Annotated in this window: 17 protein-coding genes; 13 read left to right on the top strand and 4 right to left on the bottom strand. The window is 51.9% G+C overall.

Going from position 1 to position 18,380, the window contains the following annotated elements; all coding sequences use genetic code 11:
* The coding region (locus Q4544_RS14335; RefSeq protein WP_303507409.1) for a hypothetical protein at positions 1 to 335 on the top strand (335 nt) is incomplete at its 5' end.
* A gap of 59 nt (positions 336 to 394) precedes the next feature.
* Here the strand turns inward: Q4544_RS14335 and Q4544_RS14330 are convergent.
* From Q4544_RS14330 to Q4544_RS14315, 4 genes are all read right to left on the bottom strand, one after another.
* Complete coding sequence (locus Q4544_RS14330; RefSeq protein WP_303507407.1) at positions 395 to 691, bottom strand: hypothetical protein; 297 nt, start codon at positions 689 to 691, stop codon at positions 395 to 397.
* 145 nt (positions 692 to 836) lie between these two features.
* Entirely contained in the window at positions 837 to 1,442 is a 606-nt protein-coding gene (locus Q4544_RS14325; RefSeq protein WP_303507406.1) for a hypothetical protein, read from the bottom strand.
* A 1-nt stretch (position 1,443) separates the two neighbouring features.
* Positions 1,444 to 3,201, bottom strand: a complete 1,758-nt coding sequence (locus tag Q4544_RS14320; RefSeq protein ID WP_303507404.1) for a hypothetical protein — start codon at positions 3,199 to 3,201, stop codon at positions 1,444 to 1,446.
* Entirely contained in the window at positions 3,201 to 5,534 is a 2,334-nt protein-coding gene (locus Q4544_RS14315; RefSeq protein WP_303507402.1) for a glycosyltransferase, read from the bottom strand. The genes Q4544_RS14320 and Q4544_RS14315 overlap by 1 nt, the downstream gene beginning before the upstream one ends.
* Before the next feature lie 33 nt (positions 5,535 to 5,567).
* Here Q4544_RS14315 and Q4544_RS14310 point away from each other — a divergent pair, with 33 nt between their 5' ends.
* The 12 genes from Q4544_RS14310 (at position 5,568) to Q4544_RS14255 (ending at position 18,324) form a co-directional block, all read left to right on the top strand.
* Entirely contained in the window at positions 5,568 to 6,977 is a 1,410-nt protein-coding gene (locus Q4544_RS14310) for a hypothetical protein (RefSeq protein ID WP_303507401.1), read from the top strand.
* 29 nt (positions 6,978 to 7,006) lie between these two features.
* Positions 7,007 to 7,648: a class I SAM-dependent methyltransferase gene (locus Q4544_RS14305; RefSeq protein ID WP_303507400.1), complete on the top strand. Its 642-nt coding sequence runs from the start codon at positions 7,007 to 7,009 to the stop codon at positions 7,646 to 7,648.
* A gap of 162 nt (positions 7,649 to 7,810) precedes the next feature.
* Complete coding sequence (locus Q4544_RS14300) at positions 7,811 to 9,370, top strand: ABC transporter substrate-binding protein (protein WP_303507399.1); 1,560 nt, start codon at positions 7,811 to 7,813, stop codon at positions 9,368 to 9,370.
* A 128-nt stretch (positions 9,371 to 9,498) separates the two neighbouring features.
* Entirely contained in the window at positions 9,499 to 10,479 is a 981-nt protein-coding gene (locus tag Q4544_RS14295; protein ID WP_303507398.1) for an ABC transporter permease, read from the top strand.
* Positions 10,480 to 10,502: 23 nt separating this feature from the next.
* Positions 10,503 to 11,438 (top strand): ABC transporter permease, encoded by a 936-nt coding sequence (locus tag Q4544_RS14290; RefSeq protein WP_407063051.1) that lies wholly within the window; start codon positions 10,503 to 10,505, stop codon positions 11,436 to 11,438.
* Between the two features lie 4 nt (positions 11,439 to 11,442).
* Positions 11,443 to 12,438, top strand: a complete 996-nt coding sequence (locus Q4544_RS14285; RefSeq protein WP_303507396.1) for an ABC transporter ATP-binding protein — start codon at positions 11,443 to 11,445, stop codon at positions 12,436 to 12,438.
* Complete coding sequence (locus Q4544_RS14280; protein ID WP_407063050.1) at positions 12,435 to 13,472, top strand: ABC transporter ATP-binding protein; 1,038 nt, start codon at positions 12,435 to 12,437, stop codon at positions 13,470 to 13,472. Before Q4544_RS14285 ends, Q4544_RS14280 begins: the two co-directional genes overlap by 4 nt.
* Before the next feature lie 22 nt (positions 13,473 to 13,494).
* Positions 13,495 to 14,409 (top strand): LysR family transcriptional regulator, encoded by a 915-nt coding sequence (locus tag Q4544_RS14275; protein WP_303507395.1) that lies wholly within the window; start codon positions 13,495 to 13,497, stop codon positions 14,407 to 14,409.
* Between the two features lie 126 nt (positions 14,410 to 14,535).
* Entirely contained in the window at positions 14,536 to 15,525 is a 990-nt protein-coding gene (locus tag Q4544_RS14270; protein WP_303507394.1) for an SIS domain-containing protein, read from the top strand.
* Positions 15,522 to 16,313, top strand: a complete 792-nt coding sequence (locus Q4544_RS14265; protein ID WP_303507392.1) for a 3-deoxy-manno-octulosonate cytidylyltransferase — start codon at positions 15,522 to 15,524, stop codon at positions 16,311 to 16,313. Before Q4544_RS14270 ends, Q4544_RS14265 begins: the two co-directional genes overlap by 4 nt.
* Positions 16,313 to 17,158: a 3-deoxy-8-phosphooctulonate synthase gene (gene kdsA, locus Q4544_RS14260; protein WP_303507390.1), complete on the top strand. Its 846-nt coding sequence runs from the start codon at positions 16,313 to 16,315 to the stop codon at positions 17,156 to 17,158. Before Q4544_RS14265 ends, kdsA begins: the two co-directional genes overlap by 1 nt.
* 107 nt (positions 17,159 to 17,265) lie before the next feature.
* Positions 17,266 to 18,324, top strand: a complete 1,059-nt coding sequence (locus tag Q4544_RS14255; RefSeq protein WP_303507389.1) for a DUF2793 domain-containing protein — start codon at positions 17,266 to 17,268, stop codon at positions 18,322 to 18,324.
* The last annotated feature ends 56 nt before the right edge of the window (positions 18,325 to 18,380 follow it).

Here is an 18,380-nt window from a genome sequence, read left to right as displayed (position 1 = left end):
AATTGGACAGCGGGCAGGGACAATTGCCACTACGTGATGAGTTGATTGATATTCTAAATCTGACGGATTTAGAGCAAGATCTCGAATTCGCGGTTCGCACGTCTTACGCGATAGCCACCCCCGAAGAAGTAACAGCGTTGGATTCCCACTGGGTAGACACGTTTATTTCGCGCGGTAGTTCGCAACAAATGTCGCAGTACCTTGCGCTTCGCACGACCATGCAGGTTCAAACACCAAACGGAGAGAGTAACTACCTCGATTGGTGGCTTTGGAACGCATCCGGTGGTGGTGGTGACTGCGATGGAGGCGGCGGAGGTGGTGGCGGCAAATGGTAGCCCATAGACCAACACCCTGAACACCGCAGGTTATCCAAACATTTACGGCCTTGCAGTTATTACAGTGACTGCAAGGTCGATGTGAGTCTGACTTGGCCTTTGCCTGTTGCTGCAAGACACGCGAGATTGCGTTCCGGCAAAGTCACGACGATGGACCATGTCTCTGCATTCGGGGAGGCAAATACCTCAAGAACCCGTTTGCTGTGACTGACTGTATTTGCAACAGGCGCTTCGCCAAACTGCTCCGCTAGTTTAGCCATAACGTGGTCACGATCAGCACAGGTTGCCGCCGAAACGTGTCCTGCTGCTGCCAATGAGATGCCCGCAATTATGGCCCCAAGAACCGTCTTCTTCATACTCTAGCCCTCAACTTCCGCATTTTTGACCTGATAAAGGTGCCCTGCGTTTTGCAGCGCTTGCTCAATCATGCCTGAACCCGATTTAAGAAACGTTTCTACCGAGGTCACCAAAAAATTATGTTATAATTGAGGCAGGCGAAATTCAGCCAGTTTCACCCGGATTTTCGCCGTTCGACGTGTTCATAGCGCGCTTTCCACGCCATATCGGGCGCCCGCTGCCCAAATCCCGTATCTGCTCCATCCCATACCGAAGCCTTAACCGACGAGCGAGTACCACTGGGTCCTGCGCGCTGACATACTCATATGTGAATTCATATCGTCCTAGAAACGGAATAGGTCGCATGGATGCACATAGAAAAACGAACCTTGCAAATGGTGCTGCATGGTGTTGCCGCATCAACGCGGCAAGTGCAGGACGTGTTGCGGGGTGCTGATGATCAGAAATGAAGATCCCGACAACGGGTAAGCTATCAGGGTTTTCAATCCAAGCTGTCCTGCCAAGCGTAACGTTTAACACCGGTGCACGGTTGGCCATTGGATGTTCTGCCATCGTCGGGAGCACCAATGGCCGTACTTTCTCCTGCTCAGGAAAATCTATCACAAGGTCAAACAACGTCGGGTTCGCGAGCTCACGCATCATTTGCTGAAACTCTAGCTGTGCCAATCGAGGGCCCATCGTTTGATTGTCGCGTGCCAGTCGGCGCAACAGGGCGGCGGAGCCTAAATTTGGATCAGCGGATTCTCCCATTTCAAATCTCCCGTCTATAACGTTGACAGATATTGCGTAGCCGGTCGGCGAAGGCCCTTCCGTCAAGGTTATCTGTTGGCCGGTTCCGGAAGGTCGCCCCATCTTTGACTTGCTGCATGAAGTCCCCAATACGGTCCTTCATGCCATCAGGCTGATCGGAAAACACAACCGAAGACCAACCTTGTTCGGCTGCATAGCTGGCACGCGCTACTTGATCATCCATACGTACGAAATTTGTTGGGGCAAACATCACCGGCCCCGAATACCCCAACATCAATTCATGAAAACTGTTGTATCCCGTTGCTGTAATGACTCCGTCGATCCCCGGCAAATATCGACTGAGCGGAAATAACCTGCGAATAAGCGTCTCTTGAGATTGTGGCGGGGGCGCCAATGGCGACTGAGCCCAGATCAATGTGACGCCTTTGGCTTTGGCCTGCGCGACAATCTCTGCCTCGATTGCATCCCAATCTCCAAACGCCCCTCCCAATGACACAAGACAGTGTTTGCCCCATCCGAGTTTCATCCGTCGCTTAGCTTCTCGACGAGAATAAGGTGCAATCATTTTCGCAAGGGCCACTGGCTTCGTTACATAGGTTTCTGAAAATCCCCGCAGCCGCGCTTGTCTTGTTTTGGTTGGGCCTTTGTCGACAGCTACAGCTAAATCACCTGGTTCTAGGATTAAGTCGCAAAACTGCTCATTCTCAAGAAACTGCGGATCTGAGTCGTATCGCAACATACCGCGCCGCACCCATAGAAACGCACTTTTGCCGCAACCTGGCATGCGTAAAGCCCTGAAGATAAACGGATCAATGACCGCGCCATCATAGGAAACAATATCTGGCCGGAGGTGCTGTAAGGCAATAGAGAATTCTTGGGTTTCCCAATCGCGCCATGCAGGTGGGTGTGCTTTTAGGTGCCCCGCATTTTGGCGCAACACGATCTGGAAACCCGCCGCTTGCAAAATTTCCGCAGCCCTTGAGAAACACCAAAAGATAACCTCTGCGTCATGATGAGCCTGCACGGCTTTGGCCAATGCCATCATACGCGTAATGTGCCCAAGCCCAACACCGTTGGGGACAACGGCCAACCAACGCAGTTTTTGCGGCTTATCATTTGCCATTCGCAGACCTCGGCTGGAGTTCGCCCAAGACACCATATCCTGCAGGTCTAGATCTGTATGGTCGGACCCATGCAGTACAGACAGACGTCGCAAACGTGCCCAATGTAGCGCATCTGTTTCAACCCGGCGGCTTTCTCGCGGTTTGTTTTGCCCAGATAGTGCAAACGTCACTTCGCGCTGTTGGCGATCAATTGCAAAAGGAGGCAATCCATCGGCTACCGGAACAAGGGCGTCTAATGCTTTGACTCTAAATCCAAACTCCATACGAAATTCAGAAGCGGCAGCTTCAGTCAATGCCGCAAGTTGGATATTGGCGTCTTCTGCGTCCGCGATACACCGTTTCAGAATCTCTGACTCTCTGCGCCAGTCACGTGGATGCACCTCAGTATCAAGTCGTCGCAATACGATGCTGAAAGGGAGATCGCATTTTAACAATCCTGGGAGGTGCGCCAACGCATATGACTGCGACAGGACAATGATTTCATCCACATATTCTGCGTCTTTTGCAGGGTCTTCGATGGGAACAAAAAGGTGCGTCGCCCGAGCTGGAATATCTTCCAACAGTTGACCAACCGGGTCATACAAATCCCCCAAAACACCGACACGCCAAATTTTGCTAGAGTCTTGGGCCTGCACTAGACATCCCCCTGTCCGCAATAGTAGCGCAACGCCTGTTTTGCTAAGACCTCTGGGCTAAAATGCGTGCGAACAAAGCCAACGCGAGGAAAGTGTTCGGCGGCAAGCGCATTTGGTAACCATTCGGCAATAGACTTTGCCGCTATAGCCGCACTGACATCAGGCTCCATCACCAAAGCCGCAGAATCTCCGCGATTTTGAACGGCCTCCTCAACGCCCCCAACACGACATGCCGCAACTGGCAAACCACAGGCCTGCGCCTCTAACAGAACATTGGGCACGCCTTCGACACGTGACATCAGCAACAACACGTCCATATCAGAATACAGCTTCGCTGGATCGGCCTCACCAGAAACCAAACGCAATGACCCCAGCCCTAAGTCATCAGCGTACCGCTGCATTTCGGCCTCCATAGGACCTTCGCCATAAAGTCGCGGTTCAACGTCAATGTCCAAGTGATTGCGCAGCGCCGCAACGGTTTCAAGCCAAAGCAATGGTCGCTTATTCAACGCAAAACGAAAAACGCCGCCCACACGGAGCGGCGCATCATTTAGCCGAGTTGCTTTCTTTAACTCCGCGACCCTTGCAAAAGGCGCAATATCTACAGCATTGGTCATGACCCCGACATCTACTTGGCGGACATTGAGCCATTCGGCGTAATCTGTGGCCCCTAATTTCGAGTTCGCAGTCAAAACGAAGTTCGGTTTTTCCAAATACGACGACAATAGCGGCTTTAGAGCCATTAAGTTACGATCATAACGCGTTTGCGGTGTCATATTTCGCATACTTAGAACGACACGCTCGGTTTCAGCCAAATGCGCAACCAATCCACAGACTGCGGCGGACCGGTCCTGCCACCCATGAATTACATTTGGTCGTAACTCTTGTACCAAATACCAGAGCGGCCGTAGGTCATATTTCAATTGGCTTGGCAGGGCATTAACCATATGCCCAACGTCATGGGGTAATTGCGGATTGCTTACTTGTCGGCGTGCCAAATCATGTATTTTCACACCCAACGCTCGTAAGTCAGGCAAAAAGTGGTCCATGCGTCTGTCTTCATCCAAATTGAACAATCCGACATGAATATTCTCCCGATCAACTCCAGCCTCGCACAGCGCTCGAACCAAGGCTACAAATTGCCGCTCTGCCCCACCGGCTTTCAGCGATGAATTCACCAATAGAATTCGCCCTGGATCACTTCGACTGCCTGGCCAGCCTGGCGGTTTAGGGGTTCTTGGCGCGAACCTGTCTAAAGGCAGCATAAAATCTGGACTACGCAAGCTTACTGCCTCTTCAAAGCTATCCGGCATAGCGCGATCCGGCCGGTCACCAAACTGGCAAGCATCCAAAGTTGCCTTGACCCTGTCACTAAGCGGCATCCGCTGCCGCCTCAGCCAAAGGACAAGCCCAATATATCCGTGATCCAACAACAGATCGCCAATTGCCAGACCTTGTTCAAAGTGTAACGGCGCATCGCTCGCCCCGCCCAAAGCCGCTAGCTTTACCAGCGCATGCAGTACTTTTGGCTGCCCCATCAAAAGCGCTAATTGAATTCGGCGATCTATGGGTAATTCCATTAAAAGCAGACGCGCTGCAATCTTCTGTCCGGCAGTCTCTTGCTCTAGCCGATTATATAATCCGTACAACTTGAACAGAGCCTCAAGGCGATAACGATCCGAAGTATCAGCGACATTACTCCACAGGGCAATAGCACGGTCGAACTGCCCCTTTTGCTCTTCAATACGCGCCTCGCGCATCTGAAAGCGAATGTCGTCGGGAAACTCGTTTCGCGCCTGTTGCGTCAGAGCAATGGCACGATCAATTTCACCACTGAAACGCAATAGATCAATTGCAGCGGCAGCGTGATCAGCCGTCGCGAAAATTACGGCCCGCGTTAAACGCAGCGCGATCTCGCGATTTGTGCGCAGCCGTGAGAGACCGGTTTGGGATCGAGCCATCAACATATAAGCTCGCGTCAGAAGGGCCAGTGCCATGGGATAGTCTGGTACCGATCCAAACTGCGCCTCTATTACAAAGCAACAGTTTTCGTAGTCTTTGCGACCTAGAAAATACTGCGCTTCTTGTAGGGCGATGTCGTCATTCCGAATGTCAGACTTCCAAAGCGTCTTTCGTAATTCATGCGCAATCGGGTGATGCCCAGCCTCATTGGCGCGACGGGCGACATATTCCCAAAGACCTGGGGCCGCGCTCGGTGTCATGCCTGATCCAACAAGAAACATATGGGCAGCAGAATACCGGTCTTTTGCGCAAAGGGTCATCAGCTGGCGACGAACTTGCGCGAATTGCTCCAGTAAACTACCCTGATCCATACGTATCCCGTCTAATTACAAGGCAAAATCAGTATGCAACTGTCACCTTTGGTTGACAAGCAATCCTTAGAAAATTTGCCCGACCTGCCCCGAATGATGGGGGAGACGGATGTTGCGCTGATAAGCAATATTCTTGAAAAACTACCAGAAAACGCGCGGCTGATTGAGTTTGGTCCATGGCTGGGTGGGGTTAGTGCGTTGTTCGCCAAATATGGTGAATTACACGTGGTCGATCGCTTTGTCTGGACAGCACAGAATGCTGAGAACCATCCAAATGTACTACAAGTCGGTGAGAGTTTTCGACCCGTCTTTGAAGCGAACCTGGCCGACCGAAACTTCAAGGCAACAATACATGAAACGCTTTATGAACAGTTCGAATGGAGCCACGGCACGCTTGATTTTTGCCTGATTGACGCGCCACGAGATGGCCACGGACTACTGCATTGCCTGAAATCAATAGGAATGGCGATGTCGCCACAGGGTTACATCCTCGTGAAACACGGGCTAAATCCTGCACAGCTTGAAATGATGTGTTTGATTGATCTTTTGCTACGACGCAACATCTTGGCGTTGGTCCCAACAGGACAGCCCAAGTGGTGTAACATCGCGGTCCTTCAACCCGGTGAACACATTGCCATGCTGAAGGATATAGAATTCACACCCGACATCTTCGCCAATGTCGATTTGCGCACACCAAACACTGATCCCTGGAATGGTCCGCTTTTTCAAATGGCTCGCCTCGCTTACTTAGTCTTTATTCAAGACTGGCCAGCAGCTTATTCTACCCTCGCTAAGTTACCACAAGACACAGCGTATTTGTCCGCGTGGGACACAGTCGAAGCAACCCTCGACTCACCAAAAGAAGCACAGCCACAACTTGCAGTCTTTTCAGATCTTTTGTGCTTTCAAAATGCTGAACGATTTCCGCGCCTCGCTAAATCAGCTGATACCAGCTTAATCTGGGCCATACGTTCGTTCTGGATGCATCACTCTCGGCACGATTGGTCTGCCACCGCAATTGATTTACCGTTGTTCGAAAACTGCTTTTCAAGTGGTGCGCTTAAAGCCGCTTCTAGGCTTGGCGACGCGTTGATTGGGGCGCACATTCTAGAAATAGGCCCAAATTTGGCACTTTCAGGACTGGCCCACATTATGTGCGGCGCCCAAAGTTATCTTGGCGTAGAGACCCAAGACGCTTTACACGACTTATGCTCCTCATTTCCATCCATTCGCCATATCTCGCAAGACGATTTGCCCGACGAAGTCAGCACAGTCAGTATCGCAATTCTTCGGGATATGGCCCCTGGCCAAGACACGTTTCAGTCGACTTTGAATTTGCTGTTACCGCTCTTGCCACCTGAAACAGATGTCATCGCCATCCAAGACACCAGAATTCACGTTATTCGCTCCATCCATGCTGCAGCGTGGAAGGAGCGAAGCTAACTAAAGCTACACCGGAAAGTGGGAACCCAATGTCAAAAGCAGATTTAATCGACGCGAAGTTTGGCGACGTTCCCTACATGGATCGACAAAGGGCCGAAATCCTGCGTGACATCATCACAGAAAACAATGTGCATGATGTCATTGAAATTGGTTTTTATCAGGGAAAAAGCAGCGCTTATATTGGTTCTATCCTAGAGGATCAGAATGCCGGGCATCTCTCAACTATAGATCTAGCCACTGCACGAAAACACAGCCCCAATATCGAAGACATCCTAGACCAATCTGGCCTAAGCCATCGGGTTACCCCATTCTTTGCAAAACGGTCATACACGTGGGAATTGCAGCGCCTCATCAACGCCAATCCGCGCCCTCAATTTGACCTCTGTTATTTTGACGGCGGTCACACTTGGGATAGTACAGGTTTTGGCGCTCTGCTGGTTGATATGCTTCTGCGCCCAGGAGGCCTGTTGCTTTTGGATGATATGGATTGGGCCATCGGAACATCCCGTTATTACGAAAACAACCCAAAACTGGCCAACCGCTATGACCCTGACGAGGCCGCCTCGCAATCTGTGCGCTTAGTTTGGGATAGTATTCTACCGCATTTAGGATACGAACATGTGCGCGAGTACCCTGAATACCAATATGGGCTCGCTCGCAAAAAGTTCTAATTTATAAATAGCTTATACGCCAGTCTTCATTCTAAAACACTCAACTATTCTTAGGCTTTTGAAGCGCTATTCGCCGCATGCATAACCCTATGCAAAACCGGCATTTGAAGATTCATTTTCACCGGGGATACTGGCGTCAATAAAATCAGAGGGAGTATAATTATGTCTAAATTTACAATGGGTGTAGCTGCTGCCGCACTTATCGCCTCGTTATCAAGCGCTGCTTACGCCGATAACACTGTTCGTGTTGCCTATGATGCGGACCCCGTTTCTATGGATCCTTACGAACAACTGTCTGGTGGCACGCTGCAGCTCAACCACATGGTGTTCGACCCGCTTGTGCGCTGGACACAAGACTTGCAATTCGAAGCCCGTCTAGCAGAAAGCTGGGAGCAAATCGACGCAACTACTATGCGTTTCACGCTGCGCAAGGGCGTCAAATTCCACAGTGGCAATGACTTTACCGCAAAAGACATCGACTGGACTTTTGATCGCATCAAAGAAAGCGACGATTTCAAAGGTATATTTTCACCGTTTACCGATGTCGAAGTTGTTGATGATTACACAATTGATCTGAAAACCGCTGAACCGTTCCCATTGGTACTGCATACTGCAACATACCTGTTCGCGATGGACTCCGCCTTCTACACTGGCACAACCGATGACGGCAAAAACAAAGCCGAGATCGTCAAGCATGGCGACAGCTTCGCATCTCGCAACATGTCTGGCACCGGTCCGTTCACAGTCACAGAACGTGAGCAGGGCGTCAAAGTTGTGTTCGATCGCAACGATAGCTACTGGGACACAGCCTCAAAGGGCAACGTGGATGAAATCATCCTGACCCCAATTAAAGAAGACCCAACACGTGTTGCCGCGCTTCTTTCTGGCGATGTTGACTTCATTGCTCCGGTTCCGCCAACCGATTTGGCCCGCGTTGAAGGCGCAGATGGCGTCAATCTGATCACCATGCCTGGCACTCGGATCATCACCTTCCAAATGAACCAAGATCGTGTTGACGCGTTCAAAGATGCACGCGTGCGTCAAGCAATCGACTATGCAGTCAACAACGCAGGCATCGTTGATCGTATCATGCGTGGCTTTGGCACCGTAGCCGCTCAGGCGTCCCCAGCGGGTTATTTGGGGCATGATCCTTCACTAACACCTCGTTATGACGTGGAAAAAGCCAAGGCACTTATGGCCGAAGCAGGATACGCAGATGGCCTATCCATCACAATGATGGCCCCAAACAACCGCTATGTTAACGATGACCGGATTGCACAGGCTGTGGCCTCTATGCTGTCTCAAATCGGTATCACAGTTGATCTGCAAACAATGCCAAAAGCGCAATACTGGCCAAAGTTCGACGAGCGCGCGGCTGATATGATGATGATCGGCTGGCATGCTGACACCGAAGACTCTGCAAACTTCCACCAGTTCCTATCTGCTTGCCAAGATGCAGATAGCGGCAACGGTCAGTACAACTCCGGCGCGTTCTGCTCTCCTGAAGCAGATGCCTTGATGGACGCGTCCAACACGGAAACTGACATTGCGAAACGTGCGGAAGCGCTGCAAAAACTCGAAGGTATGCTGTACGCAGAATCCGCCTTCATTCCTTTGCATTGGCAGAACCTTGCGTGGGGTGCAAAAGACAACATGAACGCTGGCGAAATCGTCAACGCGCTGAACTTCCCGTATTTCGGCGACCTTGTTGTTAGCGAGTAATCCCTAAGAGCCCGGGCTGGCGATATAAAGCTAGCCCGGGCAATTTCCCCTAAGCTATAAGCCTGTAATCAAGCAGAGCACCGTTGCCTCGCAACGGCAGGGATCATTTCGAATATTGGGTGAGGAATATGTTTGCCTATCTCGTGAAACGAGTCTTTCAGGCGATTGCGGTGATGTTTGTCATCTCGTTGATCGCATTCGCCATACAAGGCAACCTAGGCGATCCACTGCGCGAGCTAGTCGGGCAATCGGTCTCTGAAGAAGTGCGCCAACAACTGCGTGACGAATTGGGTCTCAACGACAGTTTTGTGCAACAATATCTGCGTTTTGCGGGCAACGCCTTGCAAGGTGACCTTGGTACATCCTATTTCTTCAAAGAACCTGCGCTTGATGTGATCTTAAAGAAACTGCCAGCGACACTAGAACTCGTTTTTGGCGCGACATTGATCATTATCGGACTCTCTGTTCCGCTTGGCGTTTACACCGCGATTAAACCTAACGCGATTTTGTCCAAAGTGATCATGGGGCTTTCAATCGTAGGAATTTCAGTTCCGGTATTCCTAACTGCGATCCTGATGATCTTTGTCTTTTCCGTTGAATTCGGCTGGCTCCCCAGCTTTGGCCGCGGTGACATCGTGCATGTCTGGGGTTACTGGGACACCAACTTTGCCACCGTAGATGGCTGGCTTCACATTGTCATGCCATCTATTGCCTTGGCCTCCATCATGCTGCCGCTATTCGTACGCTTGATCCGGGCAGAAATGATGGAAGTTTTGCAATCGGAATACGTCCGATATGCTACGGCCAAAGGCATCAACCCCTGGCGTATCTACTTTGTACATGCTCTCAAGAACACATTGCTTCCCGTCATCACCGTGGGTGGTGTGCAGATCGGTACCATGGTGGCCTACACCATTTTGACCGAAACTGTCTTTCAATGGCCCGGCATGGGTTTCATGTTCCTAGAGGCCGTGAACCGTGTCGATACACCATTGATCGTTGCTTATCTGATTGTGGTTGGCTTCATCTTTGTTGTGACAAACACAATCGTTGATTTGATCTATGGCTTGGTCAACCCAACCGTAAACCTAGCGAGGATGGGCGCATGAGCGAGCAAGGTTTGGACACGCAGATGCCACATCAGGCAGAGCCATCGCGGTTGGCAAAGATCATGGATTCAGACATGCTCTACAGCTTTCGCCGAAATCCAGTGGCGTTGTTTAGCTTCGGTGTCTTCGCAGCTATCGCCGTTCTTTCATTTTTAGCGCCCCTAATTGCGCCCTATAACCCCTACGATCCGGCACAAATCGACCTGATGAACTCAGAGTATCCACCTGTTTGGATTAATGGTGCTTTGCCGGAATTTGTCCTTGGTACCGATGATCAAGGTCGAGACCTGCTGTCCACCATCCTATACGGCACACGGCTTTCCATCATCATCGGCCTCTGCGCCGTTGCCCTGCAAGCGTTTCTTGGGATTTCTATCGGCCTTGTCGCGGGCTATGTGGGCGGTCGAACAGATAGTCTTTTGATGCGCATGGCGGACATTCAATTGTCTTTTTCCACATTGATGGTTGCCATCATCTTCTTAGCTGTAACTCAGGCCCTCTTTGGATCAGAAACGTTCAACCGCTATGCTGTATTCTTTTTGATCGCGGTTATTGGCGTCGCTGAATGGCCGCAATACGCACGTACGGTCCGTGCCACCGTTCTGGCTGAGAAAAAGAAAGAATACATCGACAGCGCCCGTGTCTTGGGCTTTGGCCCCATGCGCATCATGTTGCGCCATATCCTGCCAAACTCGATGTCACCGATATTTGTCATCTCGACCGTTCAAGTCGCCAACGCCATCATTTCAGAGGCCTCGTTGTCCTTCCTTGGCCTTGGCATGCCACCCAGTCAGCCCTCACTTGGCTCACTGATTTCGGCAGGCTTTGACTATATCTATTCCGGCAGCTGGTGGATCACTGTGATCCCAGGCATCGTTCTTGTGGTGCTTGTGCTTGTTATCAACCTCTTGGGCGATTGGGTACGTGATGTGCTCAACCCGAAACTTTACAAAGGGTGACGTCATGTCTTTGTTATCCGTCCGAGATTTAACCGTTAAATTCGCAATGCGCGATCAAACGGTAACAGCCCTAAACGGAATCTCCTTCGACCTAGCCAAAGGCGAACGCCTCGGCATCGTTGGGGAATCCGGGGCAGGGAAGTCAATCACTGGCTTCTCGCTTTTGAACTTGCTCAGCCGTCCGGGCTATATCGACAACGGACAAATTTTGTTCGATGGCGAAGATGTCGTGAAGATGAACGACCAACAACTTCGCAAAGTGCGCGGCAATCGCATGGCCATGATCTTCCAGGATCCAATGGTCACGTTGAACCCGGTTCTAACCATCGGCCAGCAAATGGTTGAAACCCTGCGCGCGCACCGCAAACTCAGCGTTGAAGAAGCGCGCCAGATTGCGGTTGTGAAGCTACGCGAAGTCTACATTAACTCGCCTGAAGAACGGCTTGACCAATACCCCCACGAGTTATCGGGCGGGATGCGACAGCGGATCATCATCGCGATTGCGCTTTTGCTGGACCCACAATTAATCATCGCCGATGAACCAACCACGGCTCTTGATGTGACCATTCAGGCCGACATCATGGAGCTACTGCTAGAACTTTGCCAATCCAACCAAGTTGGCTTGATTTTGATCACCCATGATCTTGGCGTTGTGAGCCAAATGACAGAACGCACGTTAGTCATGTATGCTGGTCGTATCATCGAAAGTGGGCGTACGCGCTCGATCATCAATGATCCGCAGCATCCCTATACACAGGGCTTGATCAATGCGTTGCCACAGCAAACATTACCCGGCGAACAACTGCGTCAAATTCCCGGCAATATGCCGACCTTGGCGCAAGTACCCAATGGCTGCGCCTTCAATCCGCGCTGCACTTTTGCAACCGACACCTGCCGCAGCCAAATCCCACAGATCAGCCACTATGGCGAGGTCGAGGTGGCCTGCCATGAGGTCCAGCGCTTGCAATCAGAACAAGCCCGCGAAGAGGAAAAGGCATGAAAGACATGACCAATGCCGAGCCCTTGCTTGAAATCAAAGGGCTTGAGAAGAAATTCGATCTGGATCGAGGCTTTCTTGAAACGCTAAAGCTGCGCGGTGGTAAAATCACCCGCGAAACCCGCGCTGTTCACGCTGTGAATAACGTCTCTCTGGATGTACACCGCGGCGAAGCTCTTTGCGTTGTCGGCGAGTCGGGCTGTGGTAAATCGACGGTCGCTCGTTTGGTGGCTGGTCTTTTGACGCCTACCAAAGGTGAAATTCACTACGACGGACAACGTATCGATAATTTATCGCGCCATGCCATGCGGCCCCTGCGCAAAAAGATCCAGATGATCTTTCAGAATCCCTATGCGTCGCTGAATCCTCGGATGACAATCCTAGAAGCGCTTGAAGAACCCGTGCGCCATCACAACCCCGAATTCAGCGGTTCCGATGTGCGTGACCGTGTGGCCGAGGTGATGAAATCCGTTGGTGTCGATCCTGCCTGGGCAAAACGCTATCCACACGAATTCTCCGGCGGTCAACGCCAACGAATAGCCATCGCGCGCGCTTTAACCGTTGATCCTGAATTCATCGTGGCGGACGAACCTATCAGCGCGCTAGACGTGTCTATTCAGGCGCAGGTGCTAAACCTGATGCTAGAGGCAAAAGAAAACCGTGGCCTGACCTATCTGTTCATCACTCACGACCTAAGCGTCGTTGAACATTTTGGCACCCGCGTCGTCGTTTTGTACCTCGGTTCAATCTGCGAAGTGGCCGATACGCGAACCCTCTTTAGCAGTCCAAAACATCCCTACACGCGCGCACTTTTATCAGCTGTGCCGCAATTAAAGGACGACCGCCCAAATCATATTCGATTGAAGGGAGAGATCCCAACACCGATAAACCTGCCGCAGGGTTGTCCCTTTAAATCCCGCTGTGCCTTCGCCAATTCTAGATGTGACGAAGAAAAACCTAAAGCAATCCGGCAACCCGATGGTAGTCTGGTAGCCTGTCACGCCGTCGAAGAAGACCGGATCACACCCCAGGTTTAGGCCCAGGAATCGGAATACACGTTTGGAATTTAATTGGCTGAAAGACTTTGAGACCCTCGCAGCGTGCAGGAACTTTTCCCGCGCGGCCGAAGAGCGTCACGTCAGCCAACCTGCGTTTTCCCGCCGGATACGGGCACTTGAAAACGCAGTTGGCGTGCAACTGATCAACCGCGAAACGCTACCTTTGTCGCTCACCCCGGCCGGCGATGTCTTTGCATCGCAGGCACGGATGATGCTGCAAATGCTTGACGAAACAGTCGAGCGTTGCCAATCCGTTGATGCGGCAGGTGAAAATGTTGTTCGGTTTTCCGCCTCACAATCGCTGTATACCACGTACTACAAAACCCGAATTGCCCCACTTGTTCCCGAAGGCAGCCTGTCCATTGACCTCAACTCTGCCTCATGGCCCGCCGACAAATTCGTCAGCGCGCTGCAACAAGCGCATTGCGATGTCATTTTGAACTATTGGCACCCGTCAATGACATACCTCTCGCCGCTTGAGACCATTCAATTTGACTATCTTACGCTCTACAAAGACGCGTTCATTCCGGTAGCCAAAGCAGATGCGAATGGCGATCCGATATTTACGCTAAACCCCAAAGAAAAGCAGCGCATACCGCTGCTGACTTACAGTGCAGCTTCGGCGTTCAGACCAATCGTCGACGATATTCTACGGGCTCAATTGAGCAGCCCCAAAACCCTTGTGGTTAGTCAAAACTCTCTTGCCAACTCGGTCAAAGCTTTAATACTCGAGGGCTTTGGCCTCGGTTGGCTTCCCTACCGTCTCTGCGCGACAGAACTTGAAAGCGGTCAACTTGCCCGCGTGGGCGGCAACTCACTTGCCTCTTCGGTCGACGTCCGAGTTTACCGCCGACGTGAAAATGACAAACCACCCCTTCAAGCATTGTGGACTGCGCTACAAGACGTCGCCGTATAAGCGTCAACAAGACAAAAGCCTTTGCCACTGTTTCCCGATCCCTATATGCAACAACCCTAATAAGGACTGTGGGATTACTCCTGCTAGTCCGGTTTCAATTCACCTTTGGGCCTAAGTACGAAGCATATGACAGCAAAAACCACGCCAACGTCTGACCAAAGCACGATGCGCGATGCGATCACCGTCGCTCAGGACGTTCTGCAAAAAGAATCCGCTGCCCTTGCCACGATGGCTAAAGAGCTTCCCGCTGACTTCGTATCTGCAGTCGAAGCTATCTTGAATGTGAAAGGCCGCGTTGTGATTTCCGGCGTCGGAAAATCGGGACACATTGGTCGCAAAATCGCGGCAACCATGGCCAGCACCGGCACGCCAAGTTACTTTGTTCATGGAGCCGAAGCCAGCCATGGTGATCTTGGCATGGTCACACCTGATGATGTCTGCATCCTTATTTCTAATTCTGGCGAAACAGCAGAGTTGCGCGACATCACGCTCTACACCCGACGCTTTAACATCCCGCTGATTGCTATTTCGTCCAAGATAAACAGCACCTTGATGCAAGCGGCAGATCACAAGCTAAACTTACCACCCGTGCCCGAAGTGTGCTCAATCGGCAAAGCACCAACGACGTCAACCACGTTGACACTCGCGCTCGGTGATGCCTTGGCTGTGGCCGTTATGGAGCAACGCGGCTTTAACGCGGATCAGTTCCAAACCTTCCATCCGGGTGGCAAGCTGGGCAGTCAAATGAGCCAAGTGCATCAGTTGATGCACGGTGTTGACAGCCTGCCCATCGTTGCGGCGAACGACGATATGTCCGAGGTTCTCCTGACCATGACATCCAAGGGATTTGGTGTGGCGATGGTCGTCGAAGGTGGCAAGCTTAAAGGTCTGATTTCAGATGGCGATTTGCGTCGCAATATGTCTGACCTCATGGGTAAAACAGCAGGCGAGATCGCAAGTACCGATCCCGTCACTATTCAACCGGATCTATTAGCGGTCCAAGCATTGGCTATCCTAAATGAACGTAAAATCAGTTCTTTAGCTGTAACAGATGACGACGGCGTTCCCGTTGGTATTATCCATATTCACGATCTTCTCCGAGCAGGTGTTGTATGAAAACCGTCATTCTAATCCCAGCACGATACGCATCGACCCGCTATCCAGGCAAACCATTGGCCGAGTTAACACTGCCCGACGGTAGCCGCAAAAGCCTCATCCGTATGAGCTGGGAAGCGGCCAAGCAGGTCAAAGGCGTGGATGGCGTTTACGTCGCCACCGATGACGACCGTATTCGTGAAGCGGCCGAAGCTTTTGGTGCAAAGGTCATCATGACATCGGAATCCTGTGAAAACGGCACCGCCCGTTGTGCCGACGCATTGGCCAGGGCCAACATCGATGCCGACTTGATCGTCAACTTGCAAGGCGACGCCCCACTAACCCCTGCTTGGTTTGTCGAAGATCTGATCGCCGCAATGAAAGCCGATCCAGAAGCACAAGTCGCGACACCGGTCCTGCAATGTGACTCACTGACCTACAGCCATTTCACCGAAGACCGCAAAGCCGGCCGCGTGGGCGGAACCACAGCAGTCTTTAACGCCAAGGGTCATGCGCTCTACTTCTCTAAAGAAGTGCTGCCCTATATCGACGCTGACAAAGTGCCAGACAACAACATTCCCGTGTATCATCACGTCGGCGTCTACGCCTATCGCCCAGGCGCATTGGCCGCTTACACAAACTGGCCGGTCAGCGAACTGGAGACCCTCGAAGGTCTCGAACAGCTGCGCTTTCTGGTGAATGACACCAAGGTGCGTTGTGTCATTGTCCAAGGCAAAGGCCGTGTATTCTGGGAATTGAACAACCCCGAGGACGTGCCTCGGATTGAAAGCGTATTAAAGGATCTGTGATGGAACAGAAAATCGTAAAAGTCGGTGAAATCAACATCGGCGGCAGCAATCCGTTTGCTTTGATCACAGGTCCGTGCCAACTCGAAAGCTTGGACCATGCTCGTATGATGGCCGAAAAGATTGCCGAGGCATGCGCGCCAACGGGTACGCGATTCATCTTCAAAGCCAGCTATGACAAAGCCAACCGCTCGTCCATCACGACAATGCGGGGCCTCGGCATGGACGAAGGTTTGAAAATCCTCGACCAAATCAAATCCGAATTTGGCTGCCCAATCCTGACAGATGTCCATGCTGCTGACCAATGTGCTGCCGCTGCCGAAGTATGCGATGTCATCCAAATTCCAGCCTTCCTATGCCGCCAAACCGATCTGTTGCTTGCTGCTGGTCAAACCGGCGCTGCTATCAATGTCAAAAAGGGTCAGTTCTTAGCGCCTTGGGACATGGGCAATGTCGCTGAAAAGATCGCTTCCACGGGCAACGAACGTATCATGTTGTGCGACCGCGGGACGTCCTTTGGTTACAACACTTTGGTCAGCGATTTCCGCGGCCTGCCCACAATGGCAGCAACCGGATACCCCGTTGTCTTTGATGCCACGCATTCCGTGCAACAACCCGGCGGCCAAGGGACAACATCGGGCGGCCAGCGCGAATTTGCACCGGTTTTGGCGCGCGCCGCTTGCGCCGTCGGTGTCTCTGCGCTCTTCATCGAAACTCACGAAGATCCAGACAACGCCCCATCCGACGGGCCAAACATGATTCCCGTCGACAAAATGGCAGCTGTTATCGGCCAATTGCGGGCTATTGATGATCTGACCAAATCCCAGCCAAAAATCGCACTTAGCTAAGCTGCGCGGCCAATTGGTAAACAAAGGGTAAAGTACGCACCCTTCACACATTGCTGACACTTCGGTTGTTACGACCGAAGCGTCAGTCATCAGTGAAGGAACAACATATGCCCGACACAACCGCACGTCTCGGCCTGCCAATTATGGCCGCCGCACAAGCGCAAAAACACGTAACCCACAACGAAGCCCTGCAAATCCTCGACAGCATCACCCAGCTGGTGCTGAACGGAATGAACAGCGAGACACCGCCAGCCTCGCCAAGCCAAGGTGAACTACACGCACTCGGCCAATCACCAACGGGCGCATGGCAGAACCAAGCCGGTGCGTTAGCGCAGTGGCAAAATGGTCAGTGGATTTTCATAGCCCCCCAAGAGGGATGGCTGGCCTGGGACATGCCCGCAAACCAAGTTGTCACGCACACCTCGGGCAACTGGTCGCCCTTGTTGCAAAACCTAGCCGCGTTGGGGATTGCAACACATGCCGATCCAACAAATCGCCTGTCCGTGGCCAGCGCTGCGACTTTACTCACCCATGCCGGAGCAGGTCATCAGCTGAAACTGAACAAAGCCGGGGAAGGGGAAACTGCTGCGCTGCTGTATCAATCTAATTGGGCAGGTCACGCTGAAATAGGGCTTACCGGTGACAACAATTTCCACATCAAAACATCCCCTGATGGCAGCAGCTGGACAGAGGCTCTGACACTCAACGCGACCACCGGACAAGCAACAGGTGCAGCAGTACAATCCACGGCCACGGATATCACGCCCGGTCGGCTAGCGCGCGCTGATTTCGCCTATTCACCCGGCAATCTCATTGGTTCCGTCACTGAATCCGCAGGTATTCCCACTGGGGCCGTTATCGAACGTGGTTCAAATTCAAATGGCGAATTCGTTAAATTTGCAGATGGCACTCAAATTTGTACAGCCGAAGTACCCGTATCAATCACGCAAACAGCCTCTACATTGTTTTGGACCGGTGCCATATCTCATGATTTCCCAGCTGCATTCTCTCAAACTCCGACGGGTAGCGGCGCTATGGCAAACACCGTAAACGCATGGGTCAACGGACGCGCCGGCAGTGCCACCCAATGGATTTTTTCAGCGTTTTCTCACCAGTCACGACCAAACGACTTGGTCCAGCTTTGCGCTGTAGGACGTTGGTTATAAAAGAAAAAACAAAAGCGGCTCGAGTAACTTCAAATTGTAACGGAGCCGCTTTTTTG

It is taken from the genome of Cognatishimia sp. 1_MG-2023, assembly GCF_030548175.1.
In the GTDB taxonomy this organism is placed as follows: Bacteria; Pseudomonadota; Alphaproteobacteria; order Rhodobacterales; family Rhodobacteraceae; genus Cognatishimia.
This window is presented reverse-complemented; position numbering and strand designations above follow the sequence as displayed.